The following is a 19581-nucleotide window of genomic DNA, read 5'->3' on the forward strand; positions in this document are numbered from 1 at the left end:
CCAGGAAGACCCCTCGAGGCGGCGGTGGACAGGCGCCGCAGCGGGATGCCGAGGGATGACAGGATGCAGAGCATGGCCAGACGCACGGGTGAACAGACGAAGGCCCTCCTTCTGCGCACCGGCATGCAGATGCTCCTCGAGCGCGGAGTCAGTGCGGGCGTCCAGCACATCCGACTGCAGGACGTCCTCCGACGTGCGGGACTCACGACCGGTGCGGCCTACCGACTCTGGAGCGACCAGGCCGACTATCACCGCGAGCTCGCCGTCGCGATGATGCGGATGCGGGTGGCCGGACCCGCCGACGCGATGCGCGCCCAGGTCGAGGAGCTGATCGGCGGCGAGGCCACCGGCGAGGAGATCATCCGGCAGGCGGCCCTGCAGCACGTGCGCTCCGCGGAGCTGTCGACGGAGGATGCGACCGACCTGCTCGAGGCACAGTCGTTCCGGATCGCCCTCGCCCTCCGGACGGCGGCCGATTCCTGGCCCGAACTGACCGCGGCCAGCCACGATCGTCACCGCGAATCGATCCAGGCGTTCACCGACCTCTACCAGCACGTCATCGACGCCTACGGCATGCGGATGCGGGACGGGCTGACCATCGAGGACTTCGCCGAGTCGATGGCGGCGATGGCCGAGGGGTTCGCGATCCGTTCGCTCGAGCGCATCCCGCATCCGACGTATCGCCTGTCGGGTCGGGACGGCAACCCGGAGGGCGAGTGGACGCTCCTCGGCCTCACCGTGCGCGCGCTCGTGGACTCGTTCATGGTGCCGCGGGACGACGCCGACCCGGATGCCTCTGTGCGCCGACCCCGGTACGCCTGACCAGGCCCGGACAGCGAGATGCCCCGGGCCGAGGACGCTGGTCCTCGATCCGGGGCGACACTCCCCCCGAAGTGTTCTCTTGCGCGCTCCCCAGAAGCACGCTCAGCAATTACAACAACCGTTGGCGTCTTCGCGCTAGAAAGATAAGTTGTTTTCTTCGCCGGATGGATAAATCCGACTGGATCGACCTTCCACCGCTCGGTCAGATCACCGATTCGCTCCAGGAGTCGGGGTTTCCGAACCGGTGCGCCGTGATCGTGATGGACTGCTCGCGCAGGAACGGCAGGAGCTCGATCCGCCCCGCCTGCGTCACCTCGTGCGCATGGACGGCCAGGTCGGGGTCGCCGGCGATCGCCGCCGTGAGCGCCGTCCGCACCTCGTGCACCTGCGCGGACGGTCCGACGAGGCGCACGCGATCGGCACGAGAGGGGGCGTCCTCCCCGCGCGGCGCCGCCATCCGCGCGATCCAGTCCTCGTCCGATTCGACGAACACCGGCACCTCGAGCACACCGAGCGCCTGCCGCACCGTGGCCGGCAGCCCCGCAGGGGTGCTGACCGCGAAGGTCGATCGGGCACGGACGGCGGCGATGATCGCCCGCACGAGCGCCTGCGGCGCGGCATCCGCCGTCGACCGGATCTCGACGCTCGCGGGGCGGTACCGGAACAGGTTCCGTTCGACGCCCAGGTGCGAGACGTCGACGACCTTGCCGAACGTGCGATCCCAGGCCACGGCATCGGACAGCGCCGCCCGGCGCAACCACTCGAACGCCTCGTAACCGAGCGCGGGCTGCGCCGCCTCGATGACGTCGGCGATCGCGGAATCGAGTCCCCTGAGATGCAGAGTCGACGATGCGGCCGTCCCCGACGTGGGCCGCCACGATCCGAGCCCGATGAGGTGATTCGGTCCGCCGGCCTTCGCGCCACCGCCGACCGACGACCGCTTCCAGCCGCCGAACGGCTGTCGCTGGACGATGGCCCCCGTCGTGCCGCGGTTGACGTAGAGGTTGCCAGCCTCGACACGGTCGAGCCAGACCGCGAGGTCGTCGGGGTTCTGCGTGTAGAGACCCGCGGTGAGGCCGTAGTCGACGGCGTTCTGCAGCTCGATCGCGTGCTCGAGCGAACGGGCGTGCATGACCCCCAGGACGGGGCCGAAGAACTCCTCGAGGTGCACCCGCGAGCCGGGCTTCACCCCGGTGCGGATGCCGGGTGTCCACAGCCTGCCGCCGTACCGCTGGTGCGGCAGTTCGCGCGGTTCGACGAGCCACTGCTCGCCCTCTTCGAGGGTCGTCAGGGCCCAGGCGAGCTTGCCGGACGGCGCCTCGACGAGCGGACCGACCTCGGTCAGCGGGTCTTCCGGCGCGCCCACGCGCAATGAGGTGGCGGCATCCACCAGCTGGCGCGAGAAGCGCTGCGAGCGGGCGACGGGGCCGACCAGGATCGCGAGCGAGGCCGCGGAGCACTTCTGCCCCGCGTGGCCGAACGCCGAACGGACGAGATCGGATGCTGCGAGGTCGAGGTCCGCCGAGGGCATGACGATCATGGCGTTCTTCCCGCTCGTCTCGGCCTGCAGGGCGAGGTCCGGACGCCAGGAGCGGAACAGTGCGGCCGTCTCGAACGACCCCGTCAGGATGACGCGATCGACGGCGGGGTGGGTGATGAGCTGCTTTCCGAGGTCCCCTTCGTCGAGGTCGACGAGGGAGAGGATGTCGCGGCCGACACCCGACTGGTCGAGGGCCTCCCAGATCGCCTCGGCGACGACCGCAGCGCACCGGCGCGCCTGCGGTGCGGGCTTGAACACGACACCCGAACCTGCCGCGAGGGCGGCGAGCGCACCTCCGGCGGGGATGGCGACGGGGAAGTTCCACGGCGGCGTCACCACCGTCACGCGGTCGGGCACGAAGACGGCGCCGCTCACACGGTCGAGCTCGCGGGCGGTGGCGGCGTAGTAGCGCGCGAAATCGACCGCCTCGCTCACTTCGACATCCGCCTCGGCGAGCGTCTTACCCGTCTCGGATGCCGCGACCTCGATGAGCTCGCCCCGGCGTCGCTCCAGCGCGCCCGCCGCACGAAGCAGGATCTCGGCCCGGTCGGCGGCCGGCAGCGCGCCCCACGCGCGGGCAGCGGTGCCGAGACGGGTGAGCACGGCCTCGAGTTCGGACTCGGTACCGATGCGGGCCGCCGCGATCGCGGCATCCCCCGCCGTCGACGAGGCGATGCGACCGAGGATCTCGCGCGCCCACGCGCGGTTCGCGGGGAGCGCGGGGTCCGTGTCGGCGGTGTTGCGGAAGCCGGGGGCGCCCGCGGCGGTGACACTCTCGCGCGGCGAGAAGACGGCGGTCTCGACGAACGCGTCGCCGCCGAACCGCCCCGGCAGATCCGCCGGCTGCGTCTCGTCCGGGTCGGCGTCCTTCGCCGCGATGCCGAGCACAACCTGCGTGAGGGCGGTGTCGTCGGGGACGGCAGGATGCGCGGTGTCGAGCGGCGCGGCATTCGTCGTCACCGCCCTCTCGTCGACCTCGACCGCGGCCCTGTCCTGCCGACGACGCGGCCCGGCCAGGAGGGAACGATCCGCCGCGCGGGCGATGGAGGCCGCGAACCGGTCCCGCTCCCGGACGAACATCGCCCGGTCGTACGCGAGATCGAACGCGGCCGATAGGAAGTTCTCACTCGATGCGTTCTCTTCGAGTCGGCGCACGAGGTAGCTGATCGCGACGTCGAACTCGTCGGGGCGGACGACGGGGACGTAGAGCAGGACGTGACCGACCTCGCGGGCCACTGCCTGCACCTGCCCCTGCGCCATGCCGAGCAGCATCTCGACCTCGACGTCGCGCTGCACCCCCCGCTCGCCGGCCAGCAGCCAGGCGTACGCGATGTGGAAGAGGTTGTGCCCGGCGACACCGATCCGCACGGCCGCGGTGTTCTCGGGGCGCAGTGCCTCGTCGAGACAGCGCACGTAGTTCGCGTCGGTGTCGAGCTTCGAGTCGAAGGGAGCCGCGGGCCAGTCGTGCATGACGGCGTCCACGTGCTCCATCGCGAGGTTGGCACCCTTGACGAGGCGGATCTTGATGCGCGCGCCGCCGGCAGCCACCCGGTCGCGCGCCCACGTGGTCAGGGTCTGCAGCGCCGGAAGCGCGTCGGGCAGGTACGCCTGCAGGACGATGCCGGCCTCGAGACCCTTCAGGCGAGGGTCGTCGAGCACCCGCATGAACACCGCCATCGTCAGGTCGAGGTCGCGGTACTCCTCCATGTCGAGGTTGAGGAACGTGCCGTCCTCCGCCGCCGACAGGTACAGCGGCCGAAGGCGCTCCACGACCCGGTCGACGATCTCGTCGAATGCCCACATCGAGAGGTGGCTCGCGATCGCCGAGACCTTCACCGAGACGTAGTCGACGTCGTCGCGGCGGACGAGCTCGTGGATGCCTTCCAGCCGACGCAGGGCCTCGGACTCGCCGAGCACCGCCTCGCCGAGGAGGTTGAGGTTCAGACGGGCGCCCGACTCCCGCAGGGTCTGCAGGGCGGGTCCGAGCTTGTCGGGTCGGGCGTCCACGATGAGGTGCCCCACCATCTCGCGCAGCACACGTCGGGCGATCGGGACGACCGGGGTCGGCAGCACGGGCGCGACGACGCCTCCGGTGCGCACCGCGGCGCGCAGGTACCAGGGGAGGAACGCCGGGGCGAGCGGCGCGACGCGCTGCAGGTTGGTGGCGGCGGCGGTGAGGGACTCCGGCCGCATCACTCCGTCGACGAAGCCGAGGGTGAACGGAAGGCCGTTCGGGTCTTTCAACACCCCCGCGAGACGCTCGGCCGACGGGTCGACGGTGACCTCGGCGGATTCGGCGACCCAACGCTCTGCGAGGGCGATGGCCCGCTCGGCGAGGTCGGAGGAAGGCGCTTGTGGCGCGACAGAGCTGTCCGACATGACGCTCAGCCTATGCGCGCCTCCGGCCGCCGGGGCGGGACACGCTAGGGCCAGATACTGGGCGCGTCGGCGCGGGTCGAAGGAAGAGCGGATGCCGCGGCCCAGTCGTGTATCCACTGCGGGATCTCGGGCAGAGTGTCGGGCCGGTGGAGGGCGTCGAACAGCTCCTCGAGCGGGACGATGCCACCGGTCTTGCGCAGGAAACGGACGCGCAGGACCATCTCGGCGTAGACCTCGCCCTTCACGACCGCGCGGTGCATCTGGAAGACCGACTTGTCGTCGTGGCCGATGATGCGGGTCTCGACGGTGAACCGCTGCCAGAGCTGCAGGGACTTGCGGAACGTGACCGTCTCGCTGGCGACCACCCCGTACCAGCCGCGCTCGGTCATCGTCTGCCAGATGCCCGTGCGGGTGAGGAGGTCGAAGCGCCCGAGGTCGAACAGCGAGGCGTATCGACCGTTGTTCATGTGCCCCAACAGGTCGATATCGGTCGGCAGGGTCCGCAGCCGGATCCGGCCGACCGTGTCGGGAGGGAGGGGGCCGCGGCGGCGGTACAGGACCCGCGCGCGCATCAAGGTCAGAAGGGTCCGCCACCATACGTTCACGAGCGGCGAGCCTAGTCATGGTCACGCGCACAGTGCGGCATCCGTTGTCGCTCTCCGACAGTCGCGGCGCGCCCGGAACGGGTCCTCCCCTGTCGATTTCACGATCCGACGGGCCGTGCGTAGAGTCTGGCCATGGACCCCGAACTCCAGACCGACACCGTCGTCCGTCCCGTTCGCGATGTGGATGCCGAGGCGCTCGGTCGCGTGCACGCGACGTGCTGGCACGAGACCTACGACCACCTCATCAGCAAGGCCGCGCTCGAGAACGTGTCGGCCCGCCGGCTCGCCGAGCTGTGGACCCATTGGGCGCAGCAGGGCCCCGACTTCCTCATGGTGGCCGCTCTCGTGAACGGGGAGATCGTGGGGTTCGCCGGGTCCGGCCCCGCCCGCGATCGCGACGCCCCGCGAAACCGTGAGCTCTACTTCATCTACCTGCTCGACGCATGGCACGGCACCGGGATCGGGCAGCGCCTGTTCGACGCGGTCGTCCCCGAGGACGAGACCGAGCTCTACCTCTGGGTCGCCGAGGACAACCCCCGCGCGCACCGCTTCTACACCCGCAACGGGTTCACCCTCGACGGGGCGAGCCACACCGAACCCTTCCTCGGCGAGACGCTGACGGAGGTCCGCTTCGTGCGCTGACGCACGCTCGGAGACTCGACGGCGCGGCATCCCGTTTCGGATCCCGCGCCGTCGGCCTTTTCCCGGGCGGTCGGTCGCCGCGTCGCCGGACGGATGCACGACCCACGGTGCGGGAGTGAAGCCGCCGGCTCGGCGGGGCGACACCAGCCCCAGCGGTCGTGCATCCGTCCCGCGGTCTGGTCGGTCGCCGCGCCGCCGGGTCAGCGACTCTTGACCTCGCCGAACAGGCGGGCGATGGGAGCGACGACGAGCGGGCGCATCGCGACGTAGGCCGCGATGATCACCGCGGTGGAGAGGACGAAGAGCCAGAATCCGGTCCAGTTGTCGGCGTAGGCGTCGGGGTCGGTCGAGCCCTGCGCCGCGTACATGTGGTTCAGGTTGCGGAGCGCCCCGGTCGAGAGCACGAGAGCGACGTGGACGACGATGAAGGCCACGAAGTACAACATCGTCGGGAAGTGCAGACTGCGGGCCCACTCGACCGGATAGAGCCGATTGAGCCTCGTCGCCTGCTTCGGCCACATCGCACTCATCCGGTAGCCGGTGATGGCGGCGACGGGAGCGGCGATGAAGATGGTCGTGAAGTAGGCCAGCTGCTGCAGCGCGTTGTAGTTCACCCAGCCGTTCTCGGTCGGCCAGTCCAGCGAGACGTACTGCAGCGCGGCGGACAGCGCGTTGGGGAACACCTCCCACGAGGTCGGGATCACCCGCATCCACTGCCCGGTCACGAACAGGAGGATGACGAAGATCACGCCGTTGACGAGCCACAGGATGTCGAGGGCCTGGTGCAGCCAGAGCGTGAGGCTCATGCGGCGCTTGCGGTCCTTCTTCGAGATCCACATGGCGGCCGGGCGCTTCTCGGATCGGACCTGGAGCCCCGTCCGGATGATCAGCACCATGAAGAACGCGTTGAGGAAGTGCGACCAGTTGAGCCATGCGGGCAGGCCCACGGGAGCCCCCTCGGGCAGGTGGTACTCGCCGGGGTAGGTGGTGAGGAAGTCCTGCAGCGGGTCGAGGCTGAGGATCCAGCGGACGGCGAGCACGGCCATCGCGGCGGCGTAGAGCAGGGCGCCACCGCCCAAGACCACGACGCCCGCCCACTGCGCCCTCGTGAAAGGCCCCAAGCGTGCGGGTTCTGGACGGGGCGCGGGGCGACGGGCCACGCCCGCGTGCGCGAGCGGTCGCTCGGCCAGCGGCGCGCGCGGGGCGACGGGCACGGACGTGGTGACGGGCTCCGGCTGCGAAGACGCCGAGACTGCATGTGCGCGCCGAGACTGCGGCGCGAGATCGCTGTCTGGGCCGCCACGTGCAGTCTCGCGGAAAGAGGGCGGGGCGGGCGTGGTCTCGGCGGGGGGCCAGGCGTCTCCGCCGACGGCGCGCGGGAGACCTCGGCGGACCGCGCCGGGCGCGGGGATGGATGCGGCGACGGGCGCGCTCTCGAGGGTCGCCGCTCCCGGGTCGTCGGCGGGGTGGGGCGCTGATGCCGCCGCGGATGCGGGGGGTGCTGCCTCCGGGTCCGGGCGATGCTCCGCCGGTGCGCCACTTTCGGCCGGCACCGGGCCGGTGGATGTGGGGGGCCAGGGCGCGCCGCCGGGGGTTCGCGGCAGTCCGCGTCGTGTCGCGGTCGCGGGGGTCGAGGCGGGGTGCGAGGCCGCAGCATCCCCCGCCGTCGTCGGAGCGGGAGCCGGCATTGCAGGCTCGGCCGACGGTGTCGTCGCGGCCTCGGAGGGCGGCGTCACCACGTCGGCGGCGAGAGTCTCCGCGGCCGCGTCGGCGACTGGAGCAGCGGCTGCGTCGGCGACCGGCGCCGACCCTTCGGGCGGCCACGGGTCTCCGCCGGCCACGCGCGGGAGTCCCCGACGCACGGAACGCGCGTATGTCGCCATCCGCTCCTACTTCTTTCCCGCCTCGAGCGCCGCGATCAGCTGCGGCACGACGGTGAACAGGTCCCCGACGACACCGAAATCGGCGATGTCGAAGATCGGTGCATCTCCATCTTTGTTCACCGCGACGATCGTCTTCGCCGTCTGCATTCCCGCTTTGTGCTGGATCGCGCCCGAGATGCCGAGAGCGACATACAGCTGAGGCGAGACCGACACGCCGGTCTGACCGACCTGGTACGCGTACGGGACGTATCCGGCGTCGACGGCGGCACGCGAGGCGCCGACGGCCGCGCCGAGGGTGTCGGCGAGCTGCTCGACGAGGACGAACTGGTCTGCGGACCCGAGTCCTCGTCCGCCCGAGACGACCTTGGCCGCTCCGCGCAGCTCGGGTCGGCTCGACGCCACAACGGCCTCGTCGAAGCCGGTGATGGACGCGGCGGGAGCACCGGACGCGGTGACCTCGAGCGGCACGACGACGGGCGAGTCGACGGCCGTCGCGCGCGCGTCGACGGCCCCCTGCCGCACCGTCACGACGAGCGGACCGTAGGTCGCCGCGGCGGTGACGTTGTACGCGCCGCCGTAGACGGAATGATGCGCGAGCACACCCTCGTCGTCGCGCGAGACGCCGACCGCATCGACGCAGACAGCGGCCGAGGTGCGCGCCGCGAACCGGCCCGCGACATCCCGTCCTTCGATCGAGTTCGACACCAGGACGGCGTCCGGCTGCACGAGAGCGGATGCCGCGGCCACCGCATCGACGATGGGCACGGTCAGAGCGGTGTCAGCACCGCCGAAACCGGCCGTGAGGACTGTCGATGCGCCGAGGGCGCCCGCTGCCCCGGCGAGGTCGTCGTGGCGCGACGGGTCGGCGACGATGACGGCGACGGGGGAGCCGATCGATGCGGCAGCGCCGAGGAGGCCGGCGGCCGAGGCTGCGAGCTCGCCGGCGGGGGTCACGTCGAGCCAGACGAGGACGGCGTCAGGGGCGAAGTCGGTCACGTTGTTCTCCTCGGTCCTCAGGCCAGCCGGTTCTCGATCAGGAACGCCGCGAGCTTCTCGCCGGCATCCCCCTCGTCCACGATCTTCGTACCCGCCTGGCGGGGCGGCTTCTGCGCGATCGCCGTCATGATCGACTGCGGGGCGGATGCCGGGTCGACGTCGACCTCGAGGTCGGCGAGGGACAGCGTCTCGAAGGGCTTCTTCTTGGCCGCCATGATCCCCTTGAAGTTCGCGAAGCGAGCGTCGGGAAGGGCTTCGGTGACGGAGATGACGGCGGGAAGCGGGGCGGTCACCGAGGCGGTGCCGAAATCGGTGGCGCGCGTGCCGATGACGGCATCCGGGGTGATCTCGACGGCCGAGAGCGCGGTCGCCTGCGGCACGCCGAGGTGCTCGGCGAGCATCGCGGGCAGCACGCCGCCGACGCCGTCGGTCGACAGGTTCCCCGTGATGACGAGGTCGAACCCGGTGCGGCGCAGCGCCGCGGCGAGAACGCGGGCGGTGACGCCGAGATCGGCGCCACGCAGGGCGTCGTCGGCGATCTGCACCGCGGAGTGGGCGCCCATCGCGAGCCCCTTGCGGAGAGAGGCGGCGGCGGCCTCGGACGCCATCGTCATGACGACGACCTCGGTGTCCTCGTGGGCCTCGGAGTAGGTGAGCGCGGCCTCGAGCGCGCGTTCCCCGATCTCGTCGAGCACGCGCTCCGACGCGTCGCGCACGGCGAGACCGGTCTCGAGGTCGAGCGTGCGGTCACCCCACGTGTCCGGCACTTCTTTCAGCAGGACGACGATCTTCATTGACTCCTCCTCGGCATCGTCCTCGAGTCTACGGTCGGGGCCGAGGCGGATGCCGCTGTGCTGCGGTGCGGCACGAGGCACGATCGGCGACGGTGTCGCGCGCGGGGTGGCGTCACGCGATGCAATGGATGCCGGGCGACGCGCCGCGGCATCCGCCCTCAGCCCGCCGGACCCAGCGCGCGATGCGGGATCCACCCCTCCCGACCGCGCACGTCGCGACACCACGCCCATCCGCTCTCGACGTCGTCTGCTACGACCTCGACGACGTCGCCGGCCACAGCCCGCAGTTCGGTCGTGTCGTACTCCGTCACCACGACGCCCTCGTCGATGTGACGCGCCGGCACCCACCCCGAGCCGCTCTCGGCGGTCACGAACACGAACGCCGGCCACTCGTCGTCGCGCCGACCGACCTGCACCCGCTCCCCCACAGCGACCTGCACGGGCGGCCGCGCCGGCGGCTCGTGGTCGACCCGCAGCATCCGCCGATCACCCACGGCGCACCGCCGCGACGACCTCGACCTCCACCAGCTGATCCTCGTACCCGAGCGCGGCCACGCCCATCAGAGTGCTCGGCACATCATGATCGCCGAACGCGGCACGGACCACATCCCATGCCGCGACCAGATCACGTCGGTCGGACGACGCGACCAGCACCCTCGTCGACGCGACGTCCGCGAGCCCGGCACCCGCGGCATCCAACGCGACGAGCATGTTCTCGACGCACCGCCGCGCCTGACCCGCCACATCCCCCACCGCGACCGTCGACCCGTCCTCGGCCAGCGGACACGTCCCTGCCAGGAAGATCACCTCAGCACCCGGCTCGACCCGCGACGCGTACGCGTAGGGCGCCGCCGCGAGGTCCTTCGACCGCACGAGACGCACAGCGCTCATCGGTGCCCGAACTCCGGTGCCCGCTTCTCGCGGAAGGCCGCCATGCCCTCCTTCTGGTCGGCTGTGTCGAACAGCCCCGCGAACGCCTGCCGCTCGAATCGCAGCCCCTCCGCGAGCGTCGACTCGAGTGCGACGTCGAGCGCCGCCGTCGCCGCATAGAGCGCGGGCAGCGGCTTGGACGCGATCGCCTCCGCCGTCCGCTGCGCCTCGTCGAGCAGATCCGCAGTGGCCACCACGCGGGAGACGAGTCCCGCCCGATCAGCCTCCTCCGCCGTCATCTGACGCCCCGTCAGCACCAGCTCCGCCGCCTTGAACGACCCGATCGCCCGCACCAGCCGCTGCGTGCCGCCGAGCCCCGGGATCACCCCCAGGGTGATCTCCGGCTGACCGAACCGCGCCGAGTCGGCCGCGAGGATGATGTCGCACATCATCGCCAACTCGCATCCGCCGCCGAGCGCATACCCCGCCACCGCCGCGATCGTCGGCGTCCGCACCGCAGCGAACCTCGACCACTTCCCGAAGTGATCCGCGAGCAGCATCTCGTTGCCGCTGAGCGCTTCCATCTCCTTGATGTCCGCTCCCGCAACGAACGCCCGCTCGCTGCCGGTGACGACGATCGCTCCGATCCCAGGATCGGCGTCATAGGCCTCCGCGGCATCCACCACATCGTGCATGACCTGTGCGTTCAGCGCGTTCAGCGCCTCGGGTCGGTTGAGGGTGATCCACCCGACGCGTCCGCGCGTCTCGGTGACGATGGTCTCGTAATCCGTCATGCCGCCATGCTCGCAGACGGATGCCCCCACCCGCCCGTCACGCTCCGTTCACCCCGCGGCCACCTCGCGACACGCCCCGGACACCCTGCGCCGATAGGACGGAGGGGCGCACCTCGCGCAGCACTCCGATCATGAGGAATCCGATGCCTTCGCACGCCTTCCGCAGCACCGCCCGACGCGCCTTCGCGCTGGGCACCGTCACCGCCCTGACCTGCACACTCGCCGTCACGGCCGCCACCTCGGCGACCGCGGCCATCGTGCCCGACCCCGTGAGCACCTCCGCCGAGGGCGCCGCCCTCACCTTCACCCCGGTGGGCTCCTACGAGACCGGGATCTTCGACGCCTCGGCCGCCGAGATCGTCGCCGCCCACCAGGACCGCCTGTTCGTCGTCAACGCGCAAGCCGGCGTCGTCGACGTCCTCGACGCCTCCGATCCCGCGGCTCCCGCGAAGCTCTTCTCGATCGCCTCCGACGGCGTCGCGAACTCCGTCGCGATCCGCGAGGACGGCCTCGGAGTCGTCGCCATCGAGGCGACCGACAAGACCGCTCCCGGCCACCTCGTCTTCTTCGACGCGGATGCCGCCACCGCCGACACCGCCACGCTCGGCACCGTGCAGGTCGGTTCACTGCCCGACATGGTCACCATCTCGGCGGACGGCGCCTACGCGGTCGTCGCCAACGAAGGCGAACCCGCCGACGACTTCAGCAGCGACCCCGAGGGATCCGTCGGCGTCGTCGCGCTCCCCGGTGGGACGACCGCCCCGGCGCAGAGCGCCGTCCGCATCGCGGACTTCCACGCCTTCGAGGCCGAGGGCGCGCTCGACCCCGACGTCCGTGTGTTCGGCCCGACGCCCGAGGCCGACTTCCCCGTCAGCCGCAACCTCGAGCCCGAGTACATCACCGTCGACGGCGGCACCGCCTACGCGACCCTCCAGGAGGCGAACGCGATCGCCGTCGTCGACCTCGCCTCGGCGACCGTCACGGACATCCACGCCCTCGGGTTCACAGACCATGGCCGGGAGGAGAACGCTCTCGACCCGAGCGACCGCGACGACACCGTCGAGCTCCGCACGTACGAGGGGCTCAAGGGCATGTACCAGCCCGACGCGATCGACTCCTACACCGCGGGCGGCACCACCTACCTGGTCACGGCCAACGAGGGCGACGCCCGCGAATGGGGCGACTACGTCGAAGCCGCGCGGGTGAAGGACCTCGGCGACGACGGCCTCTCGCCCGTCTGCGACGACAGCCCGGTCGCCGGGTTCCTCGACGACGCCGACCTCGGTCGCCTCAACGTCACCATCGAGAACGGACTCGACGAGGCGCGCGACTGCTACGAGGAGCTCTACTCCTTCGGCGGACGCTCGTTCGCGATCTGGACGACCGACGGCGAGCTCGTCTGGGACTCGGGCTCGGGCTTCGAGGAGATCACCGCGGCTGCCGCCCCGGAGTTCTTCAACTCCAACCACTCCGAGTCGAACCTGGAGGGCCGCAGCGACGACAAGGGCCCCGAGCCCGAGAGCGTCGTGATCGGCGAACTGAGCGGACGCACCTACGCGTTCATCGGCTTCGAGCGCGTGGGCGGGATCGCTGCCTACGACATCACCGACCCGGCATCCCCCGCCTTCGTCACCTACATCAACAACCGCGACTTCTCGCAGTCGGTGGAGGACGGCGGCGACCTCGCGACGGCGGGCGACCTGGGACCCGAGGGCATTGCCTTCATCCCGGCTGACGCGTCGCCCACCGGCATCCCGATGCTCGCCGTCGGCAACGAGGTCTCAGGTACGACCACGCTGTTCGCGATCGAGGACGCCCTCGATCCGATCGACGTCGACATCCTCACGATCAACGACTTCCACGGGCGCATCGAGGCCAACGGGAACGAGGTCGGCGCCGCCGTCCTCGCGGGCGCGGTCGACGCGGCCGAGGCGGAGAACCCGAACACGCTCTTCGTCTCGGCGGGTGACAACATCGGCGCCTCGACCTTCACGTCGTTCATCCAGGACGACGAGCCCACGATCGACGCCCTCACCGCGGCGGGGCTCGACGTCTCGGCCGTCGGCAACCACGAGTTCGATCGCGGCTTCGCCGACCTGACGGACCGCGTCATCCCCCGATACGGCAGCGACGAGCTCGCGCTCGGTGCGAACGTCTACGAGAAGGGGACGACGACGCCGGCGCTGCGCGAGTACACGGTCAAGACCGTCGACGGCGTGCGCGTCGCGTTCATCGGAACCGTCACGACGGACACGGCCACGATGGTGAGCCCCGACGGCATCGCCGACATCGAGTTCGGCGACCAGCTCGAGGCAGCCAACCGCGTCGCCGCGCAGATCGCCGACGAGGACCTCGCCGACGTGACGGTGCTGCTGACCCACTCGGGAACGGCGACGTCGAACGACTGCGACGTCGTGGCATCCGACCCCTCCGACTTCGGCACGCTGGTCCGTGGCGCCTCCGAGGAGATCGACGCGATCGTCTCAGCGCACACGCACCAGACCTATGCGTGCGAGGTCGCCGGACCCGGCGGCGAGACCCGACCCGTGATCCAGGCCGCGCAGTACGGCACCGCTATGGGCCGCCTGTCACTCGAGGTCGACCGGTCCAGCAAGGAGCTCCTGTCGATCACCGGCACGACCGAGGTCCTCGCCGAGGGCGAGTACACCGCCGATCCCGAGGTCGCCGAGATCGTCGCCGACGCGACCGCGTTCGCTGACGAGGAGGGCTCGAAGGAGGTCGGCCGCATCAGCGGCGACATCCTCCGCGGCGGCACAGAGGGATCGGACCGCGGCGTCGAGTCCTCGCTCGGCAACGGGGTCGCGGACGTCTACCTCTGGGCCACGTCGAACGAGGACTACAGCGGCACGCCTGCGCAGATCGCCCTCATGAACCCGGGCGGCCTCCGCGCCGACCTGCTCTACGGCGAGGACGGTGTCGTCAGCTACCGCGAGGCGGCCGACGTGCAGCCGTTCGCGAACACCCTGGTGACGGTGCCGCTGACCGGCGCGCAGCTGAAAGCCGTCCTCGAACAGCAGTGGAAGGCCGAAGGCGAGCGCCCGAAGCTGCACCTCGGCGTCTCGGAGGGCTTCAGCTACGAGTACACCGAGATCGCGCCCCTCACGGGCGAGAGCGTCGGACGCGTGGGCGAGGTCACGTCGATGACCTACCAGGGCGAGGAGATCCAGCCGGACGACGTCTTCACGGTCGTCACGAACTCCTTCCTCGCGGCCGGCGGCGACGGCTTCTCGGCCTTGGCCGAGGGCACCACGCGGACCGACACGGGCCAGATCGACCTCGCCGCCACCATCGACTACTTCGCCTCGCGCGACGTCGTCGACCCGGCTCCACTCGGCCGTGCCGTGAAGGTGTCCGAGCCGACGGAGCCCGGCGAGCCTGGTGAGCCCGGTGAGCCGACCGAGCCGGGCACAGGCGGCGACGACGCCTGGGCGACCGTCACGCTGAGCGCGACGACCGTCGAGCAGGGCGACTCGTTCCGCGTCGAGCTCTCGGGGCTGACGCCGGGCCGGCAGGTCGGCGCCACCCTGTTCAGCGAGCCGCTCGTGATCGATGGGATCCCCGCCGCGGATGCCGACGGCCGCACCGCGTTCACGGTCACCGTCCCCGGCGACTTCGCGACCGGCGCGCACACCCTCGTGCTCACCGCCGACGGCGAGGACGACATCCGCATCCCGATCACGGTCGTCCTGGCCGGGAGCCTCGCGAGCACCGGCGGCGACGCCGCACCGCTCGCCGCGCTCCTCGGCGGCGCGGGCGTCCTGCTCGTGCTCGGCGCGGTGCTGGTGCGCCGCCGCCGGCAGCGGGTCTGACCCCCGGTCAGGCGCTCGCCGCGCTCAGCCGTCCCAGCGACGCAGCAGCGCGGCGAGCGCCTGACCGCCGCCAATGCACATCGTGACCACGGCGTACTCGGCCCCGGTGCGCTGCAGGGTCAGTGCAGCGCGAACCGTCAGGATCGTCCCGGTCGCTCCGACGGGGTGCCCGAGGGCGATCGCCCCGCCGTAGGGGTTGGTCCGCTCGGAGTCGAGTCCCGTGTCCCGCATCACGGCGATGACCTGCGACGCGAACGCCTCGTTCAGCTCGACGGTGGCGATGTCGGCCGGGGCGAGGCCCGTCTGCGCGAAGAGCTTCTTGAGGGCCAGCGTCGGCGCGTACCCCATGATCGCCGGATCGAGCGCCGCGGTCGTGACCGCCTCGATCGTCGCCAGAGCCGACAAGCCCTCCGCGCGCACGTCGGACTCGCGCATGAGCACCGTCGCGGCAGCGCCGTCGTTGATGCCCGAGGCGTTGCCGGCCGTCACGGTCCCGTCCGGGGTGAAGGCGGGACGAAGCCTTGCGAGGGCCTCGAGGGTCGTGTCGGGTCGGGGGTGCTCATCGACCGTGACCTCGACCGGCCGGCGCCCGGTGGTCGTCGTCCGTGCGATCTCCTCCGCGAAGGCCGCGCGGGCGGCATCCGTCGATGCGCGTCGCTGCGACTCGAGGGCGTACGCGTCCTGCTCCTCGCGGGTCACTCCGAACCGTTCCGCGACTGTCTCGGCCGTCGTCCCCATGTGCTTCCCGCTGAACGGGTCGGTGAGCATCGCGAGGGTGCCGTCCAGAAGCCGGCGGTGACCGAGGGTGGCACCCGCCCGCGCGTCCATGTCGTAGAACGGCATCCGCGTCATGTTCTCGGCACCGCCCGCGACGGCGACGTCGATGCCGCCCCAGCGCAGCTCCTGCGCGGCCGACCAGATGGACTGCAGACCCGACCCGCACAGCCGGTTCACCGTGAACGCCGGGGTGTCGTCGGCGAGACCCGCGGCCAGCGCGATGCGACGGGCGATGTAGGCGTCACCCGCGACCTGTCCGATCGTGCCGATCACGACCTCGCCGACACGCGCCGGGTCGACTCCCGACCGGCCGAGTGCCGCCGTCACCGCCTGGGCGCCGAGCTCATGGGCGGGGGTGTCGCGGAACGCGCCGTCGAACCGGCCGACGGGGGTGCGCGCGCCGGCGACGATGGCGATGCGCTCGGATGAGGTGTCCGTCATCCCCTCATGCTCGCAAACCGGCCGCCGCCCGTACAGGGCGACGGCCGGTCCGGGCGCTCAGCGAGCGGCGGTCGGCGCCTCGAGCTGGAACGTGAACGATGCACCGTCGGCCACGAGAGCCGTCGAGACCACGTCGTCCACGACGCGGGTCCTGCGCGGGCCGGAGGTCGGCATGTACCACGCTTCCCTCTCGAGCACGTCGGAGCGGAAGTTGGCATCGACCTCGGTCAGGAACTCTGCGAAGTTCCGCGCCCGGCTCTCCTGGTACTCGTCCTCGGAGTAGGGGGCGGTCAGCGTCACCTTGTAGAGCTTCTTCACGTCCTTGGGCATGGTCACCGTGAACGTGTCATACGTCGTGACGCGCTTCGAGCCGGGGACGGGCGAGAGGACGGTGCGGAACGAGGTGGACGATCCGCGCGACACCTTCAGGATGCTGTCGGGCTTCACGTTAACCCACGCCCCGTTCTTGCGCATCTGCACGCCGGACAGGCGTGCGACGCGGTGATCGGGATCGAACCTCGAGACGACGTTCACGGAGAGGATGCGGATGTCCTCGAACGGGTTCGCCTGGAGCTTCGCGATGTCCTCTGCGAGGCCCATGCCGACCATCCCGGGGAGATCGTAGACATCCGAGTAGCGGTTGGCGTTGGTGATCGTCCCCACCTTGCCGTTCGCACGCCGGAACTCGATCGTCCACTGCGCGTAGGCCGAACCCTCCTGCACGTTGTCGAGCATGCGGACGGCTTCGCCCGCCAGCTGCACGTAGGCGGCCGTGGCGAGGAAGTCGGGTTCCGACACCTGCGTCGAGACGGCCGTGCGGGTGTCGCCGACCGCACTCGACGTGCGCAACGGGATCGTGGTCGCGCCCGCGCCGAGCACTCCGCGGACGCCCGCAAGGCGGTCGTCGACGAGCTTGCCCTTGACCTTGCCGATGGCGCTGACGAGCTTGTACGACCCCATCAGATCGGGGACGATGCGCGCCGCGGATGCGCCGTGGATGTTGGCGGCGAGCTTCGAGTTGCCCATGTTGGGATGCCCGTACGCGAACACCTCGGTGCCGCAGACCGCCGTGACGGTGCCGACGCTCGCCTCGGTGATCGCACCGTATCCGTACGAGACGGCGATGTTGCCGCCGGCGACGATCGGGTAGTCGGATGACCGCCGCTCCCCACCCGGGACGGCGCGACCGCTCGCCGTGACCCCGCGGAATCCCGCCACCCGGTCGGCGAGCGCGTCGGTCTGATCGTCGAGCTGCTGGGCGGATGCGCCGATCGTCACCCGGACCGGTTCGATCCGATTCAGGGTGCTGCTGGACGGTGCGCTGCGGCGGGACGACGACGACTCGTCGGCGAGACCCTGCACCTTCTGCGTCTGCGACGCGCTGAGCTTCTTCGTCGTCGGCAGGGTGCCGATCGACTTCATGTACGCCGCGGGGGTGACCCCGGCGACGTTGTCGGGCAGCGCACTGAACCCGTACGACACCGCGCCGATGAGGGCGCCGTCGGCGTCGTATACCGGCGATCCCGAGGCACCTGCCCACACTCCCGCCGCCAGCGAGCCGTCCGCGCCGTCGACGACGTCGCCCTCGAGCTTGACGAGGAGCAGGTCGCGGGGCTTTCCGTTCGCATCCGTGCCGAGTCCGTTCTCGAGCTTGCCGACGTACTCACCGGTGAAGGTCGTCGGCGTCGTGCCCTTGACGGTCGAGCGCCAGGTGACCTTCTGGCCGTCTTTCAGACCGCTGATCGGAGAGATCGCGAGTCGCTGGCCCGGCAGGTCGCAGAACAGCTTCGGATCCTTCGAGACGGCATTCGCGGGCGCCGCGGTCAGCGAGCCGATGAGGACAGCGGTCACGGCAGCGGCGAGCGCGATGCGCGCCGCCCCCCGCGTCCGCGCAGGACGTACGGTCATGAATTCCCCCCAGGGTGGCGCGCCGGGGAGAAATGGGCTCGACCCCGATCACGCAGAAGTCCTGAATACCACGTCCGCGTGTCCGGTGTGGGGAGGATCAGCCCGCCGCTTCCTCGGGCCGTTCCAGTGCCTCGACCTCGGCGGCATCCGGCACGTACCCGTCGATGTGGCGCTCGGCCGCACCGTCGTACGCCGACAGCGGCCGGATGAGGGAGTTGGATGCCTGCTGCTCCATGATGTGCGCCGTCCACCCCGTGATCCGCGCCGCGATGAACAGGGGCGTGAAGGTGAGGGTGTCGAAGCCGATCAGGCTGTAGGCCGGCCCCGACGGATAGTCCAGGTTCGGGTAGATCCCCTTGCGCGAGACGAACTCCGACTCGAGCGTCTCGTACAGCTCGGCGACGTCCGGGCGGTCGTAGTGGGCGACGAGGGCATCGAGCGCCCCCTTCATCGTCGGCACGCGCGAATCGCCGCGCTTGTACACGCGGTGCCCGAAGCCCATGATCTTGCGCTTGGCGGCGAGGGCCTCGTCGAGCCAGCGCACGACGGCATCGGCCGAACCGATCTCGTCGAAGATATGCATGACGGCCTCGTTCGCCCCGCCGTGCAGCGGCCCCTTGAGCGCCCCGATCGCGCCGACCACCGACGAGTACAGATCGCTCAGCGTCGAGGCGATCACCCGCGCCGTGAAGGTCGAGGCGTTGAACGAGTGCTCCGCATACAGGACCATCGAGCGGTTGAACGCGTCGACGACGACCTCGTCCGGCTCCTCGCCGAAGGTCATCCAGAGGAAGTTGGCCGCGTACCCCAGGTCTTCGCGCGGCTCGACGATCTCCTGACCGCGGCGACGACGCTGCCCGTAGGCGACGACCGCGGGGAGGATCGCGAACAGACGGATGCTGCGGTCCAGGTTCTCCGCCGGTGTCCCCGCGGCATCCAACACGTTGGCGATCCCCGCCGTCTCGAACGCGCCGAGCAAACTGACGACCGTGCGCGCCTCGTCCATGGGGTGGGCCGAAACCGGCATCGCGTCGATGAACGCCCTCACGTCGTCCGGGAGCGCACGGTTCGCCCGCTCGACCGCCTGCAGTTCCGCGAGCTGGTCTGCGGTGGGCAGCTCCCCGTGCCACAGCAGGTAGGCGACCGCTTCGAACGGCTGCGTGGCCGCCAGCTCTTGCACGGGATACCCGCGGTACAGCAGCGAGTTCGTCTCGGGGTTGACCTTGCTGATCGAGGTCGTGTCGGCGTAGACGCCCGCGAGCCCCTTCTTGATGTCGGGATCGGTCATGCTCGCTCCTGT

Annotated in this window: 14 protein-coding genes; 3 read left to right on the forward strand and 11 right to left on the reverse strand. The window is 70.8% G+C overall.

Going from position 1 to position 19581, the window contains the following annotated elements:
• Window positions 1–72: 72 nt before the first annotated feature.
• On the forward strand, window positions 73–822 hold the full coding sequence (locus ACIGEP_RS08535; protein WP_396661195.1) for a hypothetical protein: 750 nt from the start codon (window positions 73–75) through the stop codon (window positions 820–822).
• A gap of 202 nt (window positions 823–1024) precedes the next feature.
• On the opposite strand, the gene ACIGEP_RS08540 is transcribed toward ACIGEP_RS08535, so the two are convergent.
• The gene (locus ACIGEP_RS08540) at window positions 1025–4741 is read right to left on the reverse strand and encodes a proline dehydrogenase family protein (protein ID WP_396661196.1); all 3717 of its coding nucleotides are present in this window, start codon (window positions 4739–4741) and stop codon (window positions 1025–1027) included.
• Window positions 4742–4785: 44 nt separating this feature from the next.
• Window positions 4786–5346 carry an acyl-CoA thioesterase gene (locus tag ACIGEP_RS08545; RefSeq protein WP_396661197.1) on the reverse strand — a complete coding sequence of 187 codons (561 nt, stop codon included), beginning with the start codon at window positions 5344–5346 and terminating at the stop codon, window positions 4786–4788.
• 132 nt (window positions 5347–5478) lie between these two features.
• Here ACIGEP_RS08545 and ACIGEP_RS08550 point away from each other — a divergent pair, with 132 nt between their 5' ends.
• Window positions 5479–5988 (forward strand): GNAT family N-acetyltransferase, encoded by a 510-nt coding sequence (locus ACIGEP_RS08550; protein ID WP_396661198.1) that lies wholly within the window; start codon window positions 5479–5481, stop codon window positions 5986–5988.
• Window positions 5989–6188: 200 nt separating this feature from the next.
• On the opposite strand, the gene ACIGEP_RS08555 is transcribed toward ACIGEP_RS08550, so the two are convergent.
• The 6 genes from ACIGEP_RS08555 to ACIGEP_RS08580 all read right to left on the reverse strand — a co-directional run bounded on the left by ACIGEP_RS08555 (window position 6189) and on the right by ACIGEP_RS08580 (window position 11325).
• Entirely contained in the window at window positions 6189–7850 is a 1662-nt protein-coding gene (locus tag ACIGEP_RS08555; protein WP_396661199.1) for a cytochrome b/b6 domain-containing protein, read from the reverse strand.
• Window positions 7851–7877: 27 nt separating this feature from the next.
• Entirely contained in the window at window positions 7878–8867 is a 990-nt protein-coding gene (locus ACIGEP_RS08560; protein WP_396661200.1) for an electron transfer flavoprotein subunit alpha/FixB family protein, read from the reverse strand.
• 17 nt (window positions 8868–8884) lie between these two features.
• Complete coding sequence (locus ACIGEP_RS08565; protein WP_396661969.1) at window positions 8885–9661, reverse strand: electron transfer flavoprotein subunit beta/FixA family protein; 777 nt, start codon at window positions 9659–9661, stop codon at window positions 8885–8887.
• 158 nt (window positions 9662–9819) lie between these two features.
• Window positions 9820–10140, reverse strand: coding sequence for an SH3 domain-containing protein (locus tag ACIGEP_RS08570; protein WP_396661201.1), 321 nt, complete (start codon window positions 10138–10140; stop codon window positions 9820–9822).
• A 7-nt stretch (window positions 10141–10147) separates the two neighbouring features.
• Window positions 10148–10552 carry a RidA family protein gene (locus ACIGEP_RS08575; protein ID WP_396661202.1) on the reverse strand — a complete coding sequence of 135 codons (405 nt, stop codon included), beginning with the start codon at window positions 10550–10552 and terminating at the stop codon, window positions 10148–10150.
• Window positions 10549–11325 (reverse strand): enoyl-CoA hydratase-related protein, encoded by a 777-nt coding sequence (locus ACIGEP_RS08580; RefSeq protein WP_396661203.1) that lies wholly within the window; start codon window positions 11323–11325, stop codon window positions 10549–10551. The genes ACIGEP_RS08575 and ACIGEP_RS08580 overlap by 4 nt, the downstream gene beginning before the upstream one ends.
• 143 nt (window positions 11326–11468) lie before the next feature.
• Here ACIGEP_RS08580 and ACIGEP_RS08585 point away from each other — a divergent pair, with 143 nt between their 5' ends.
• On the forward strand, window positions 11469–15155 hold the full coding sequence (locus tag ACIGEP_RS08585) for a choice-of-anchor I family protein (protein WP_396661204.1): 3687 nt from the start codon (window positions 11469–11471) through the stop codon (window positions 15153–15155).
• A 24-nt stretch (window positions 15156–15179) separates the two neighbouring features.
• Here ACIGEP_RS08585 and ACIGEP_RS08590 read toward each other — a convergent pair whose 3' ends face one another.
• The 3 genes from ACIGEP_RS08590 to ACIGEP_RS08600 form a co-directional block, all read right to left on the reverse strand.
• The gene (locus ACIGEP_RS08590) at window positions 15180–16373 is read right to left on the reverse strand and encodes a thiolase family protein (RefSeq protein WP_396661205.1); all 1194 of its coding nucleotides are present in this window, start codon (window positions 16371–16373) and stop codon (window positions 15180–15182) included.
• A gap of 57 nt (window positions 16374–16430) precedes the next feature.
• Window positions 16431–18281 carry a hypothetical protein gene (locus ACIGEP_RS08595; RefSeq protein WP_396661206.1) on the reverse strand — a complete coding sequence of 617 codons (1851 nt, stop codon included), beginning with the start codon at window positions 18279–18281 and terminating at the stop codon, window positions 16431–16433.
• A gap of 97 nt (window positions 18282–18378) precedes the next feature.
• The gene (locus ACIGEP_RS08600) at window positions 18379–19569 is read right to left on the reverse strand and encodes a bifunctional 2-methylcitrate synthase/citrate synthase (protein ID WP_396661207.1); all 1191 of its coding nucleotides are present in this window, start codon (window positions 19567–19569) and stop codon (window positions 18379–18381) included.
• Window positions 19570–19581 lie beyond the last annotated feature (12 nt).

The organism is Microbacterium sp. NPDC077663, assembly GCF_044542795.1.
In the GTDB taxonomy this organism is placed as follows: Bacteria; Actinomycetota; Actinomycetes; order Actinomycetales; family Microbacteriaceae; genus Microbacterium.